This is a genomic window from gamma proteobacterium symbiont of Lampromicra miyakona, assembly GCF_059730895.1.
In genome coordinates, this window is the sequence record NZ_AP035932.1 from 3,196,113 (window position 1) to 3,209,951 (window position 13,839).

The following is a 13,839-nucleotide window of genomic DNA, read 5'->3' on the forward strand; positions in this document are numbered from 1 at the left end:
ACCACTCTGCGTGCCGCAGGAAAACGCGTGCCGAGCCCGTAAGTCATTGAGTTACGGGCTGCGCATCTTATCGCAGGCGGAGGGAATCAGCCTTGGAAGATTGTGCGGTTATTCGTCCAGCAGCGTAACTTTGCCGATATACGGCAAATGGCGGTAGCGCTGTGCGTAGTCGATACCGAAGCCGACCACGAACTCATCCGGAATGGTAAAGCCGACAAACTCGACCGGCACCTCAACTTCACGACGCTCCGGCTTATCCAGCAGCGTGCAGATCGCCAGCGATTTTGGCTCACGCAGCTGCAGAATTTCACGCACTTTGCTCAGGGTGTTACCGGAGTCGATGATGTCCTCGACGATCAGCACGTCTTTGCCGCGAATGTCTTCATCGAGATCTTTAAGGATTTTCACGTCGCGCGTAGAGGACATGCCGCTGCCGTAGCTGGAGGCGGTCATGAAGTCGACTTCGTGCGCGACATCAATGGCGCGGCACAGGTCAGCCATAAACATGAAGGAGCCGCGCAGCAGGCCGACCAGCACCATTTCGCTGCCGCTGTTGCGGTAGTGCTCGCTAATCTGCTTGCCCAGTTCGGCAATACGGGTTGCGATCTCCTGCTCAGAGATCATCACGTCGACGGTGTGTTTCATTGCATTCGCCTAAGAAGGTTTTCAGAAAGCCGCGCATTCTATCATAGTCGACGCACAGGCTAACGCCGCGCACAGAACGCAAACGTTATCGTGGCGAAATTTATTGCGCTGGCGTTAACTGTAAGCATCCTGCCCGCTCTCTCTGGAGATCCCTATGGCCGCTTCATCAGGTAAAAAAACGCAGATCGGCACGCGTGAACTGCATCCGGAAACGCAGATGCTCAACTACGGTTACGATCCGCGCCTGTCAGAAGGTGCGGTGAAGCCGCCGGTGTTTCTGACGTCAACCTTTGTGTTTAACAGCGCCGAAGAGGGCAAAGAATTTTTCGATTTCGTTGCCGGCCGCCAGCAACCGCCGGCGGGCAAAAGCGGCGGGCTGGTCTATTCCCGCTTCAACCACCCTAACAGCGAGATCGTCGAAGATCGGCTGGCCATTTATGAAGGTGCCGAAAGCGCCGCGCTGTTCTCATCCGGCATGTCGGCGATTGCCACCACGCTGCTGACCTTTGCCCGTCCCGGCGAAGTGATCCTGCACTCGCAGCCGCTGTACGGCGGCACCGAAACGCTGCTGAGCAAAACGCTGCACGATCTGGAGATCAAAGCGGTGGGATTCAGCGACGGCACCGACGAAGATAAAGTGTATGAAGCCGCGAAGCTGGCGTGGCAGCGCGGGCGCGTCGCGATGATTCTGATCGAAACGCCGGCCAACCCCACCAACAGTCTGGTGGACATCCAACTGATGCGTCAGGTGGCGGAGGTGATTACACAGCAGCAGGGCTCCCGGCCGATTCTCGCCTGCGACAACACCCTACTCGGCCCGCTGTTTCAGCGTCCGCTGCAGCACGGCGCGGATATCTCGCTCTATTCGCTGACCAAATATGTCGGCGGTCATTCCGATTTGATTGCCGGCGCCGCGCTGGGCAGCCGGGCGTTAATAAACAAAGTGCGTTCGCTGCGCAGCGCGATTGGCACCCAGCTCGATCCGCACTCCAGCTGGATGATTGGCCGCTCACTGGAAACGCTATCGCTGCGCATGGAGAAAGCCGCCAGCAATGCGGAACAGGTCGCGGCATTTTTACGCGATCACGCGCAGGTGGCGAAACTGCACTGGCTGCCCTATCTCGACGCCAGCAGTCCGGCAGGAGAAACCTGGCAGCGCCAGTGCAGCGGCGCCGGTTCCACCTTCTCCTTTGATATCGAGGGCGGCCAGGCTGCGGCATTCCGCTTTCTCAACGCGCTGGCGCTGTTCAAACTGGCGGTGAGCCTCGGCGGCACCGAGTCGCTCGCCAGCCATCCCGCCAGCACCACCCATTCCGGCGTGCCGCAGGAGGTGCGGGAGCGCATCGGCATCACCGATGCGACGGTGCGCCTGTCGATCGGCATCGAACATGCCGATGATTTGATTGAAGATATTCGCCTGGCGCTGGAAGCGGCCGTCAGCTCACCGTAAAGCCCAGCATCATGCCGGTATCTTCATGCTCCAGCAGATGGCAGTGCGCCATATAGGCATTTTCAGTATCGGCGACGTAGTTGAAGCGCACCAGCACTTCACTGCGCCAGCCGTTGACGCTGACCATGTCTTTCCAGCCGGCGCGATGCGCCGCAGGCGGCTTGCCGTTCTCGGAGAGAATGCGGAACTGCGTGCCGTGAATATGGAACGGATGCAGCATGGCGTCGCCTTCGCCGGAGATGGTCCATTTTTCATACTTGCCCAGCGGCACGGCAAACATGGGCTTTTCCATGTTAAAGGCCTGGCCGTTGATTTTGTTGCCGTTGTGGAAATCATATGCGGCGCTGCTGGCGTGGTTACCCTGATCCATCGCCATATCGCCGTGATCCATGTTGCCATGATCCATCGCGCCATGGTCCATGTTCATGCTGCCGTGATCCATCGCTTTGCCCGCGCCGTGCTGGCTGCCCATCGCTTTAGCACCGTAACGCTGCTGCAGCGCCTGCATGCCCTGCTGATCCAGCTGCGGATCCATCATCAGCTGCAGCCAGCGGCTCTGCAGCCCTTCCGTTGCCGGCAGCGGCGGCACATCCACCAGCTGGTCCGGCAGCGTACCGCTGGCCATCACGCGCAGCGGCAGAATCTGCACCAGTGGCAGCGGCTGATCGAACGGCGCCAGCGTCATGCCCATCTGCGTGACCGGCAGCGTTACAATATCGAAGGTTTTGCCGTCTGAGGTATCCACCAGCACTTCAAAGCGCTCGCCCGGCAGCAGCGGCAGGCTCGCCACCTTCACCGGTTCAGCCAGCAGGCCACCGTCGCTCGCCACCACGTACAGCGGACGTTTATCGCTGGCGGCGATGTGCAGTGAGCGCGCATTGCAGCCGTTGAGCAGGCGCAGCCGCAGCCAGCCACGCGGCACCGCGTGCTGCGGATACGGCACGCCGTTGGTCAGCATCAAATCGCCAAACCAGCCCACGGCGGCGCGCATGATATCCAGCTGATAATCGATACGCGTGCCGTCCTGAGTGAGCTGCTTATCCTGGAAAATCAGCGGCACATCATCTTCGCCCCACTGCATCGGCAGCCGCAGCTTGCCGGACGCCTCATCTTCCAGCAGTACCAGCCCTGCCAGCCCCTGCGCCACCTGATAGCCGGTTTTGCCATGCTGATGCGGATGGAACCAGCAGGTCGCCGCCGGTTGATCGGGGGTAAAACTCACCTGACGCGTAGCGCCGGGCGCAATCAGCGCCTGCGGACCGCCATCCACCGCGCCGGGAATTTCCAGCCCGTGCCAGTGCAATGTGGTGGCTTCCGGCAGGCGATTATGAATATTGACGGTGACGCTTTTCTCACGCTGCAGGCGCAGCGCCGGGCCGAGCAGGCTACCGTTGTAACCCCAGGTTGGGACGGATTTGCCGTTCCACTGGCTGCTGCCGGTCATGGCGGTCAGCGTGTACTGGCCGCGCGCATCGGGTTCCAGCAGCGACGGGATGGGCAACAGCGGACGCGTGGCGGCCATTAGCGAGCGGCTCCAGAAGGGCAGCGCGCCGGCTGCACTGAGGGCGGCAGTCAGCTTGAGAAAATGACGACGTTGCATATTCATATCCTTATCGTGAATAGGGGCACAGCGTAAACCTTTCCCCTGCGGGAGGGTCAAGCGATGAAAGCGCCCACCGGGATAAAAAGCGCGCCAGTGGCCCATTTAGCCAAATTTAGCGGAATCCCGGCAATAACTGTGCTAACGTCATTAAATTGTCCCTTGTTGAGAACGATTATGACGAAAAGCATCAAGATCCTGCTGCTGGCGGGACTCCTTGGCTTCTCCTCCACCAGTTTTGCCCTGAGCGAATCCGAAGCAGAAGATCTGGCTGACCTCACCGCGGTGTTTGTCTATCTGAAAAATGATTGCGGCTATCAGGATCTGCCCGACGCGCAGATTCGTAAAGCACTGGTGTTTTTTGCCCAGCAAAACCGCTGGGATCTGAGCAACTACAGCGCTTACAACATGAAATCCCTCGGTGAAGAGAGCTACAAAGATTTGAGCGGTATCGCCATCACCAACGACAAAAAGTGTAAGTCGCTGGCGCGCGACTCCCTCAGCCTGCTTGCCTACGTGAAATAATCCTCCGCCCTGCGCTGCTGTTAACGTCCTGACCGTGCAAGCACGGTCATAATTCGTTATGCTTTTTTCTGGCATTATTGCGCGTTAACAGCATAAGGAGCGCTCCGGCATGGCCGACAAAGATACCTGGCATGAGACGCTGCATAGCGGCTTTGGCCAATATTTCAGCGTAGACAATCTGCTTTACCGCGATAAAACCGCGCATCAGGATCTGGTGATCTTTGAGAACGCCGCGTTTGGCCGCGTGATGGCGCTGGACGGCGTGGTGCAAACCACCGAGCGCGATGAGTTTATCTATCACGAAATGATGACGCACGTGCCGATTCTGGCGCACGGCAATGCCCGGCGCGTATTGATTATCGGCGGCGGTGACGGCGCGATGCTGCGCGAGGTCGCCCGGCATCAGCGCGTTGAGCACATCACCATGGTGGAAATTGATGCCGGAGTGGTGAATTTCTGTCAAACCTATCTGCCTAACCACAGCGCCGGCGCTTACGACGATCCGCGTCTGCAGCTGGTGATCGACGATGGCGTTAACTTCGTCAGCCAGACGCAGGAACGGTTTGATGTGATCATCTCCGACTGTACCGATCCAATCGGTCCCGGCGAGAGTCTGTTCACCTCGGCGTTTTATGCCGGCTGCAAACAGGCGCTCAATCCCGGTGGCGTGTTTGTCGCGCAGAACGGCGTCTGCTTCCTGCAGCAGGATGAAGCGGTCAACAGCCACCGCAAACTCAGCCACTATTTCGCTGACGTCAGCTTTTACCATGCGGCGATTCCGACCTACTACGGCGGCATCATGACCTTCGCCTGGGCGAGCGATAATCCGGCGCTGCGCCAGCCGGACCTTACAACGCTGCAGTCACGTTTTGCCGCAGCCGGACTGCCCTGCCGTTACTACACGCCAGAGCTGCACATCGGCAGCTTTGCCCTGCCGCAATACCTTTTAAACGCGCTCAGCTGACCTCAGGAGGTGAACCCAATTGCAAAAGCTAAAACTACATGGCTTCAATAATCTGACCAAAAGCCTGAGTTTTTGTATCTACGACATTTGCTATGCCAATAGCAAAGCCGAACGTGATGGCTATATCGCCTATATTGATGAGCAATATAACGCCAACCGCCTGACGGAAATCCTCACCGAGACCTGCTCGATTATCGGTGCTAACGTGCTGAATATTGCGCGCCAGGATTATGAGCCGCAGGGTGCCAGCGTGACGATTCTGGTCAGTGAAGAGCCGATCAATCCGCAGGATATCGATAATTCCGAGCATCCCGGCCCGCTGCCCAATTCGGTGGTGGCGCACCTCGACAAGAGTCACATCTGCGTGCACACCTATCCGGAGAGTCACCCGGAAGGCGGTTTATGTACCTTCCGCGCCGACATAGAAGTCTCGACCTGCGGCGTGATTTCGCCCCTGAAGGCGCTGAATTATCTGATCCACCAGCTGGAGTCGGATATCGTGACCGTGGATTACCGCGTGCGCGGCTTCACCCGCGACGTCAATGGCGTGAAGCATTTCATCGACCATGAGATCAATTCCATTCAGAACTTCATGTCCGAGGATATGAAAGCGATGTACGACATGGTGGACGTTAACGTTTATCAGGAAAACATCTTTCATACCAAGATGTTGCTGAAAGAATTTGATCTGAAGTATTACCTGTTCAACACCAAACCTGAAGAGCTGAGCCCGCAGGAACACAAGCGCATCACCAATCTGCTGTGGAAGGAGATGCGTGAGATTTATTACGGGCGCAATATTCCGGCGACGGGATTGAAGTTGTTATAACTCAGCGCCGGCAGTGGGTGAAGGCTGCGCCGCGGTAGCGCAGCGCACGTCATTCACCCGCTGATGCGGGCGGCACATTTACGCGGTCAGCTGCAGGCCAATGCCGCGCTCGCGCAATTCACGGCATACCGCTTCATCAAGGCGGGAATCTGTCACCACATCGGTCAGGCTATCAATCGGTGCCGCGCAGTACAGCGACCATGAGCCATATTTACTGCTGTCGGCCAGCAGAATGCGCCGGCGCGCGTTGGCCAGCAGATCCATCTTCAGCCCGGCTTTGTCTTCCGTCGGCGTGGTAATACCGCGCTCAATACTCCATGAGTTACAGCTGACAAACGCAATGTCCGGATTGATACTGCGCAGCAGGCGCCGGCCGTGCTCACCAATGCACGACTGGCTGGAGTCGTCGATGCGGCCGCCGATGATGGTGGTCTCAATCTGTTTAAACTCCGACAAAAACAGCGCAATGTGCAGATCGGCGGTGATCACCCGCAGCTGCAAATGGGTCAGCTGTCGTGCCAGTTCCAGCATGGTGGTACCGGCATCCAGCACCACCGCATCGCCGGACTGCACATAGCTGGCGGCGAACTGCGCGATGGCCTGCTTCTCCGCCAGGTTACGCTGCATCTTCTCCAGCGTGGTCGGCTGCGTCGGGATAAAGCGGTTCAGCGTGACGCCGCCGTGGCTGCGGCTAATCACCCCTTCCTTGTCCAGCTTAATCAGATCGCGGCGAATGGTGGCTGGCGAAGCAGAAATGGCGCTCACCAGCTGTTCAACAGTGACCAGATTATGACTTTTGAGATAGTCCATAATCTGGTCGAGACGGCTTTGTCCCTTCATATTTCCCTATGCAAGCTGCATCGCGAGTTTTATTGAGATCGCCATGCTCGCAGAGTTCGCTTTACCTGTCCAGGCGATATCAAATGCCGTGCCGTGGTCGGCGGAAGTGCGGATAAACGGCAGTCCCGCCGTGATGTTGACGCCATCGTAAAATCCAAGCAGTTTCAATGGGATATGCCCCTGATCGTGGTACATCGCCACTACCATATCGTACTGCCCCTGCTGGCACTGTAAAAACACCGTATCCGGCGGGCACGGGCCATGGACATCAATGCCCTGCTGCTTCATTGCCTGGATCGCTGGCGTCACCGTGGTGATCTCTTCATCACCAAACAGGCCATTCTCGCCCGCGTGCGGATTGACCCCGGCGACCGCGATGCGCGGTTGGTCATAGCCCACGCGGCGCAGGAAGCTGTCAGCCATGCCGATCACCGTCTGAATACGTTCGCCGTTCAGCGTGTCGAGGAACTTACGCAGCGCGATGTGCGTGGTCACGTGGATCACTTTCAGATGGTCGGTATACAGCACCATGGCGTAATTTTTGGTTTGGGTCAGCTGTGCCAGCAGTTCAGTGTGGCCGGGATAAAGGTGGCCCGCCGCGTGCAGCGCCTCTTTGTTCAGCGGAGCGGTGGCAATCGCCTGCACGTCGCCCGCCAGCGCCAGTTCGGTGGCGCGCTTCACGCAGCGCCAGGCCAGATCGCCGGCCTGCTTCTGCACCTTGCCCGGCTGCAGCGCGTCAGGATCGGCCAGCGGCTCATCGATGACGTTAATGATGCCCGGTGCGAAATGCGCATCCTGCACGCTGTCCAGCACGCGCAACTCAGCGTGCGGCGTAATGTTCAGCGCCAGCACCCGACGCAGCGTCGCGGCACAGCCGACCACCACCGCCGGAATGCCCGCCAGCTCCCCTTCTGCCAGCGCTTTAATGATGATTTCCGGGCTGATGCCCGCCGGATCGCCCATGGTCACCGCAATAGTGTTATTCACTCGACTTCTCCTCAATAAAACGAATGGCTTCTGCCAGGGTGTTTTCATCACCAAAGCCACCCGCTTTGGTCATCACCGGCAGGTGTAATTCACTGTTAAGCAGAACCCCGTGCGGCACACAGCCCGCCACCTGGCCCTGAATCTGAAAGCCGCTGGCCCCGAGCGCCTGCGCCACCGCGATGGCCACGTCACCGCCGGAAAGAAACAGGCCGGCAGGCTGAATGTGCGCGCAGACGGCGCGCGTGAGCTGTGCCAGAAACTGGCAGATGCGCTCGCCGAGCTGCTGGCGCGTAATCTGCTGCTGCTGACACAGCTGCGCAATCGCGTGGCGCTGGTCAGCCTGTTGCGTAGTGCGCACCACACAGTGCACGCCCTCGCGCAGCGCCTGGACCATCGCCTGCTGCCAGGCCGCCGCCTGCGGCCATGCCGGTGTGGCAAACAGCTGGCAAATATCAATATCAATCAAGCGAATGTCACGCTGGCTGGCGAGCCGGGCGATTTGCTGCTGCGCCATGGCGCTCATCGAACCGACAATCGCCAGCACCGGGCGAGAGGGCCGCGCAGCAAGATGCGCACCCAGCGCATCGCTTAACCCGGACGCGCCGACCAGCAGCGGACGTTCCGGCAGCGTCGCGGCAGCCGCGATAATGGCGTCGATATCCGCCTGCAGTTCCGCGTCCAGTACCAGCAGGCCCTGACTGGTCGCCAGCCGTGCGGCCAGCGTGCCGCTGCGTACCGTGGCAAGATCGATCTGCTCGCCCGGCAGCTGGCATTGCATCTGCAGCCGCGTCAGCACGTTACTGCTGGTCACCGGGGTTTTAGGATCGCTGGCAAATTCGGTGTCGATCAGGCGCTGCTGATGGATCCAAACTTCCCCGCCGCGCGTGATGCGGCCCAGCTTAGGCACCGCCGGCACCACCAGCGCCAGCCGTTTCGCGCTGACCTGCAGCGCGGCCGCCACCTCAGCGCCTGGATTGCCGCGCAGCGTTGAGTCAATTTTCTTAAACAGCCAGCCGTGTTGCGCTATCTGCTGATGCGGCTGCATGGCGGCATGCGTACGGCTGGCGGCTTCCGCTGCGCTGACCGCACGGCTATCGGTGCTGATCACCAGCACATCCGCTGCGCCGGCCTCCGGGGGTGTCAGGTTATTGAACAGCACGTGGACGCGTGCGCCGGCCAGCGCGAAGCCGCTGCCTGCGTCATTGGCGCCGGTAAAATCGTCGGCAATCACCAGAACGGGCGTTTTCCATGGCGATGAAGTCATTCTCTCTCCTGTCACGGCCCCTTGCCGTGCTGCATTTGATTATATTCAATCATGATTGATTATATGTGAGCAAGATCAAATTAATTGAAATCGATATCGCCTATAAATTTAGCCTCAGAAAGGGATACACCCCGCACAGCATTGAGCAAACCTAATCATAATGTGCAAAACCGTTATAAGGGCATGACATGAATATCAACAGCACCGTGATCAGTGGCTATCAGGCTTTGAACGATCTCAGCTATTTACTGCAGGATAAGCAGAAGGCGTTGCTGGTCACGGATAAAAACATTCTGGGCATTCCGGCGGTGCAGGCGCTTATCGCCCGGCTGCAGCAGCAGATCGCCAGCCTGAGCCTGGTTGATACGGTGCCGCCCGAGCCGAGCCAGCATGATGTGGCGGCGATTGTTGCGGCGCTGCCGCACGGCGACGTCGATCTGGTGATCGGCATTGGCGGCGGCAGCGTACTGGATGTGGCGAAGCTGCTGTCCGTGCTATGCGTGGCCGATGCGCCAACCCTGACGGCGCTGCTGGCCGGTGAGAAGCCGCACACGCGTACCGCTTCTTTACTGATCCCAACCACGGCCGGCACCGGCTCGGAAGCCACGCCCAACGCCATCCTTGCCATTCCGGAGAAAGAGACCAAAGTCGGTATTATTTCGCCGGTGATGCTGCCGGACTACGTGGCGCTGATTCCGGAACTGACCACCAGCATGCCGGCGCACATCGCCTCGTCGACCGGAATTGATGCGCTGTGCCACCTGATTGAGTGCTTCACCGCCACCGTGGCCAATCCGGTGAGTGATAACTATGCGCTGATCGGCATGAAAAAGCTGTTCGCCAGCCTCGAAAAGACCCTTGCCGAACCGGACAACCTGGAAGCACGGCTGAATATGTTGTGGGCGTCCTACTACGGTGGAGCAGCGATCGCCCATGCCGGGACGCACCTGGTGCACGCCATGTCCTATCCGCTGGGCGGCAAGTATCATCTGCCACACGGCGTGGCCAACGCCATTCTGCTGGCGCCGTGCATGCAGTTTGTGCGTCCGGCGGCGGTGAGCAAGTTCGCGCAGGCCTACGATCTGCTGCCGGATGCCGATAGCGCACTGGATGAAGAGGCCAAATCGCATGCGCTGGTGGCCTATTTCGCTGCGCTGGTGCAGCGCCTTAAACTGCCGGCCAGCCTGGAAGCGCTGGGTATCGGGCCGGATCATCTGCCGTATCTGGTCGAAGCCGCGCTGGACGTGCAGCGCCTGATGAAGAATGTACCGATGAAAGTCAGCGCCGACGATGTGCGCAACGTCTACCTGACGCTGTTTCCGGCGTTAAATCACTCAGCATGAGCGGGGAAATCATGAGCAACACCATTCAGGGCGTACTGACCGCCATCGTCACCACTTTTGATCGCGACGGAGCCTACAATCCTGCCGCGCAGCGTGAACAGATTCAGCGTCAGCTGAGCGCCGGTAACGGTATTTTCTGCGGCGGCACCAACGGGGAGTTTTTCGTGCTGAACGAGCAGGAGAAGCTGGCGGTGACCGAGACCTGCGTCGACGAAGTAAACGGCAGCGCACCGGTGGTGGCCCACATTGGCGAGATCTCGACGCGTGAGACTATCCGGCTGGGCAGGCAGGTGGCAAAGCTGGGCGTGGATGCCGTCTCGGTGATCACCCCTTACTTTGTGCCGCTCAAACAGGAAGAGCTGATTGATCACTACCGTGCCGTGGCCGACGCTATCGACGTCCCGCTGTTTCTCTACAACATTCCGGCGCGCACCGGTAATACGCTGCTGCCGGAAACCGTGCGCACGCTGGCAGCGCATCCCAACATCATTGGCATCAAAGACAGCGCCGGCAGCTACGAAAGCCTGAGCGGCTTTCTGCAGGCAGCGGCAGGTATTGCGCATTTCAACGTGCTGAACGGGCCGGATTCACTGATTCATCAGGGCTTCGTCGATGGCTGTTCCGCCTGTATTTCCGGGCTGGCTAACGTGGCGCCGAAAGAGATTAACGCCATCTGGGCGCGCTTCCATGCCGGTGACATCGCCGGATCGCGCGCCGCTCAGGAGAACGTCACCGGCCTGCGTACCGATCTCTACAGCATTGGTTTTTCCCCGGCGGCGGTGAAAAAAGCCGTGGCGCTGCTCGGCTATGAGGTCGGCGACAGCCGCTATGCGGTGCGCTTCTCTGCGGAGGAAGAGCAGAAGATCCGCCAGATCGTGAATCAGTATTTGCAGTAAAGCCAGTAAATTCAAAGCACTTACCGCACGCAGCTGTGGTAGCGGCGCGATTCATCGCGCAATACAGGCGCCGCTCCCCCCTGCCGCCATCAGGGTTAGGGTTAATCTGACGGTGGCGGGGCGGATTCAGGCAGCGATGGCTGCTGTTATTAACACCGGGACGCATTTGCTATGAAAGTCATCTGTACTTCACCTTCGTTCGCCCGCTACGACGCCGCGCCGATCGACACACTGCGCCAGCAGGGCTTTGAGCTGATTACGCTGCCCGCCGACGCGCCGCTCAGCGCGCTGGCGCCGCATCTCGCCGACACCGTCGCCCTGATCGTGGCCTTTACCGAGGTCAACGATGCGCTGCTGTCGCTGGCACCGCAGCTGAAAATTGTCTGCAAGCACGGCGTGGGCGTCGATAACATCGACCTCGACGCGACGCGTGCGCGCGGTATTTACGTGACAAACGTGCCGGACGCGAACAAACACGCGGTTGCCGATTTCGCCTTTGCGCTGATTCTTAATAGCGCGCGCCAGATCACCACCGCCGCAATAGAGACCCGCGCCGGCCACTGGCCGCGCATTTTTGCCACCGACGTCTACGGCAAAACGCTCGGCATCATCGGCCTGGGCAATATCGGTAAGCAGGTGGCACTGCGCGCTAAAGGCTTCAATATGCGCATCCTCGCCTTCGATTTTTATCCCGATGACGCCTTCGCCGTCGAACACGGCGTGACGTTTGTCAGCCTCGATCAGCTGACGGAGCACAGCGACTTCATCACCTTACATATGCCGCTCACCGACCAGACGCAAAACCTGTTCGACGCCGCGCGCCTGAAGCGCATGAAGAAGAGCGCGTTTCTCATCAACGCGTCACGCGGTGGCGTAGTGAATGAGCAGGATCTCTACCAGGCATTGCAGGATAACGTGATTGCCGGTGCGGCGGCGGATGTCTTTGTGCAGGAGCCGCTGGTGCAGCATCCGCTGTTCACCCTGAGCAACTTTATCCCCACGGCGCACCTTGCCGGTTATACCGACGGTGCTATCAGCGCCATCGGCGAACGCTGCGTGACGCAGATTGTGCAGTGTATCAAACAGGGCGAACGCCCGATGAATGTCATGAACGGGCTGGCCTGACGCCGCCCTCCTCTGTCACCCTTTTCGCGTGGATAATGATTATGACCAACACCGCACGCTCAACACGCATCAGATGGTGGATCGCCGGCCTGATGTGGCTGGCCATTGCCATTAACTATATTGATCGTACCGTACTCTCTGCCGCCGCACCGCACCTGATCACCGAGCTCGACATCAATCCGGAGATGATGGGCTTTATCATGGCAGCATTTTTCTGGTCCTACGCGCTGTTGCAGATCCCGGCAGGCTGGTTTGCCGACCGCTTCGGCCAGAAAAAAGGCCTCGGTATCGCTGTCGGCTGGTGGTCGATTGCCACCATGGCGATGGGGCTCGCCACCGGCTTTAAATCGCTGCTGGCGCTGCGTCTGGCGCTCGGCGTGGGTGAAGCAGCGGCTTATCCCAGCAACGCCGGTATTACCGCGCGCTGGTTCCCGGATCGCGAGCGCGCCACCGTCTCAGGCCTGTTCGACAGCGCATCAAAATTTGGCGGGGCCGTCGCCATGCCGCTGATCGTCTTTATGATCGCGCTGTTCGACTGGCGTCTGACCTTTCTGGCGATTGGTGCCGTCGGTCTGATTTGGGTCATCGCCTGGTACTTCATTTATGCCGAGAACCCGGAAGACCATAAAGCGATCAGCGCCGATGAAGTGCGCCTGATCCGCGATGGCCAGGCGCAGAAGCACGGCGATAAGAACGTGCGGCCGATGAAGTGGTACAAGCTGCTGCGTTACCGCAACATCTGGGCGATGTGTATTGGCTTCTTCACCATCAATTACACCTCCTACTTCTTTATCACCTGGTTGCCAACCTACCTGGTGAAAGACAAAGGGATGGATTTCCTGAAAATGGGCATGGTGGCGGCGCTGCCGCTGCTCTGCGGTATGGTGATTGAAGTGCTGGCGGGCTGGGCGTCGGACCGTATGGTGCATAAAAAAGTGCTGTCGCTGACCGCCACGCGCAAGCTGTTCCTGACGATTGGCCTGCTGATGGCGCTGTGCATCGGGTTCGCGCCGTTCACCGATTCCGTGTTCATGACGGTACTGCTGCTGTGTATTGCCAAGTCCGGCACCACCGTCGCGGCCTCTCAGGTGTGGGCGTTGCCGGGCGATGTTGCGCCCACCAACAGCGTGTCAATTGTTGCCGGGCTGCAGAATACCGTCTCCAATATGGGCGGCGCGGTCGGGCCGATCATTACCGGCGCTATCGTCGGTGCCACCGGCCACTTTACCTGGGCGCTGGTGTTCTCGGCGGTGCTGGTGGTGATCGGAATCCTTAACTACCTGTTCCTGCTCGGCAAGGTCGAACCGATTGTGGATGAGGAACCTTTATCCCACGCCCGTTCCGCCATTAACGGCGTGTAACCTGCGCAAC

13 protein-coding genes are annotated in these 13,839 nt (G+C 59.2%); 8 read left to right on the forward strand and 5 right to left on the reverse strand.

Going from position 1 to position 13,839, the window contains the following annotated elements:
- Positions 1-108 precede the first annotated feature (108 nt).
- Positions 109-645 carry a hypoxanthine phosphoribosyltransferase gene (gene hpt / locus AC6I8P_RS15055; protein ID WP_021507522.1) on the reverse strand — a complete coding sequence of 179 codons (537 nt, stop codon included), beginning with the start codon at positions 643-645 and terminating at the stop codon, positions 109-111.
- Between the two features lie 154 nt (positions 646-799).
- Between hpt and AC6I8P_RS15060 the strand changes: the two genes are divergently transcribed.
- Positions 800-2,095, forward strand: a complete 1,296-nt coding sequence (locus AC6I8P_RS15060; RefSeq protein WP_058759511.1) for a cystathionine gamma-synthase family protein — start codon at positions 800-802, stop codon at positions 2,093-2,095.
- Here the strand turns inward: AC6I8P_RS15060 and cueO are convergent.
- Positions 2,082-3,695 (reverse strand): multicopper oxidase CueO, encoded by a 1,614-nt coding sequence (cueO, locus tag AC6I8P_RS15065; RefSeq protein ID WP_498030705.1) that lies wholly within the window; start codon positions 3,693-3,695, stop codon positions 2,082-2,084. The genes AC6I8P_RS15060 and cueO overlap by 14 nt on opposite strands.
- A 177-nt stretch (positions 3,696-3,872) precedes the next feature.
- On the opposite strand from cueO, the gene AC6I8P_RS15070 reads away from it, so the two are divergent.
- The 3 genes from AC6I8P_RS15070 (at position 3,873) to speD (ending at position 6,013) form a co-directional block, all read left to right on the forward strand.
- Positions 3,873-4,220 carry a YacC family pilotin-like protein gene (locus AC6I8P_RS15070; RefSeq protein WP_021507525.1) on the forward strand — a complete coding sequence of 116 codons (348 nt, stop codon included), beginning with the start codon at positions 3,873-3,875 and terminating at the stop codon, positions 4,218-4,220.
- Between the two features lie 109 nt (positions 4,221-4,329).
- Positions 4,330-5,184: a polyamine aminopropyltransferase gene (gene speE / locus AC6I8P_RS15075; RefSeq protein ID WP_498030706.1), complete on the forward strand. Its 855-nt coding sequence runs from the start codon at positions 4,330-4,332 to the stop codon at positions 5,182-5,184.
- A gap of 19 nt (positions 5,185-5,203) precedes the next feature.
- Positions 5,204-6,013 (forward strand): adenosylmethionine decarboxylase, encoded by an 810-nt coding sequence (gene speD / locus AC6I8P_RS15080; RefSeq protein WP_498030707.1) that lies wholly within the window; start codon positions 5,204-5,206, stop codon positions 6,011-6,013.
- A 78-nt stretch (positions 6,014-6,091) separates the two neighbouring features.
- Here the strand turns inward: speD and AC6I8P_RS15085 are convergent, their stop codons facing one another.
- Genes AC6I8P_RS15085 through dtnK form a run of 3 tightly spaced genes read right to left on the reverse strand, consistent with a single transcriptional unit; the run spans position 6,092 to position 9,104 of the window.
- Positions 6,092-6,853: a DeoR/GlpR family DNA-binding transcription regulator gene (locus AC6I8P_RS15085; protein ID WP_262256402.1), complete on the reverse strand. Its 762-nt coding sequence runs from the start codon at positions 6,851-6,853 to the stop codon at positions 6,092-6,094.
- Positions 6,854-6,859: 6 nt separating this feature from the next.
- Positions 6,860-7,888: a D-threonate 4-phosphate dehydrogenase gene (locus AC6I8P_RS15090; RefSeq protein ID WP_220496590.1), complete on the reverse strand. Its 1,029-nt coding sequence runs from the start codon at positions 7,886-7,888 to the stop codon at positions 6,860-6,862.
- Positions 7,833-9,104, reverse strand: a complete 1,272-nt coding sequence (gene dtnK, locus AC6I8P_RS15095; protein WP_498030708.1) for a D-threonate kinase — start codon at positions 9,102-9,104, stop codon at positions 7,833-7,835. Before dtnK ends, AC6I8P_RS15090 begins: the two co-directional genes overlap by 56 nt.
- A gap of 188 nt (positions 9,105-9,292) precedes the next feature.
- Between dtnK and AC6I8P_RS15100 the strand changes: the two genes are divergently transcribed.
- The 4 genes from AC6I8P_RS15100 (at position 9,293) to AC6I8P_RS15115 (ending at position 13,829) form a co-directional block, all read left to right on the forward strand.
- The gene (locus tag AC6I8P_RS15100) at positions 9,293-10,447 is read left to right on the forward strand and encodes an iron-containing alcohol dehydrogenase (protein WP_058770605.1); all 1,155 of its coding nucleotides are present in this window, start codon (positions 9,293-9,295) and stop codon (positions 10,445-10,447) included.
- A gap of 11 nt (positions 10,448-10,458) precedes the next feature.
- On the forward strand, positions 10,459-11,343 hold the full coding sequence (locus tag AC6I8P_RS15105; RefSeq protein ID WP_498030709.1) for a dihydrodipicolinate synthase family protein: 885 nt from the start codon (positions 10,459-10,461) through the stop codon (positions 11,341-11,343).
- Positions 11,344-11,514: 171 nt separating this feature from the next.
- Entirely contained in the window at positions 11,515-12,468 is a 954-nt protein-coding gene (locus tag AC6I8P_RS15110; RefSeq protein ID WP_498030710.1) for a phosphoglycerate dehydrogenase, read from the forward strand.
- Between the two features lie 41 nt (positions 12,469-12,509).
- A complete protein-coding gene (locus AC6I8P_RS15115; RefSeq protein ID WP_481657835.1) occupies positions 12,510-13,829 on the forward strand; it encodes an MFS transporter in 1,320 nt (439 codons plus the stop codon).
- Positions 13,830-13,839 lie beyond the last annotated feature (10 nt).

Coding starts and splice junctions, on each gene's coding strand:
- cueO (WP_498030705.1), bottom strand. CDS start 3,695: ATGCAACGTCGTCATTTTCTCAAGCTGACTGCCGCCCTCAGTGCAGCC.
- speE (WP_498030706.1), top strand. CDS start 4,330: ATGGCCGACAAAGATACCTGGCATGAGACGCTGCATAGCGGCTTTGGC.
- hpt (WP_021507522.1), bottom strand. CDS start 645: ATGAAACACACCGTCGACGTGATGATCTCTGAGCAGGAGATCGCAACC.
- AC6I8P_RS15105 (WP_498030709.1), top strand. CDS start 10,459: ATGAGCAACACCATTCAGGGCGTACTGACCGCCATCGTCACCACTTTT.
- AC6I8P_RS15060 (WP_058759511.1), top strand. CDS start 800: ATGGCCGCTTCATCAGGTAAAAAAACGCAGATCGGCACGCGTGAACTG.
- dtnK (WP_498030708.1), bottom strand. CDS start 9,104: ATGACTTCATCGCCATGGAAAACGCCCGTTCTGGTGATTGCCGACGAT.
- AC6I8P_RS15070 (WP_021507525.1), top strand. CDS start 3,873: ATGACGAAAAGCATCAAGATCCTGCTGCTGGCGGGACTCCTTGGCTTC.
- AC6I8P_RS15110 (WP_498030710.1), top strand. CDS start 11,515: ATGAAAGTCATCTGTACTTCACCTTCGTTCGCCCGCTACGACGCCGCG.
- AC6I8P_RS15100 (WP_058770605.1), top strand. CDS start 9,293: ATGAATATCAACAGCACCGTGATCAGTGGCTATCAGGCTTTGAACGAT.
- AC6I8P_RS15085 (WP_262256402.1), bottom strand. CDS start 6,853: ATGAAGGGACAAAGCCGTCTCGACCAGATTATGGACTATCTCAAAAGT.
- AC6I8P_RS15115 (WP_481657835.1), top strand. CDS start 12,510: ATGACCAACACCGCACGCTCAACACGCATCAGATGGTGGATCGCCGGC.
- AC6I8P_RS15090 (WP_220496590.1), bottom strand. CDS start 7,888: ATGAAAACACCCTGGCAGAAGCCATTCGTTTTATTGAGGAGAAGTCGA.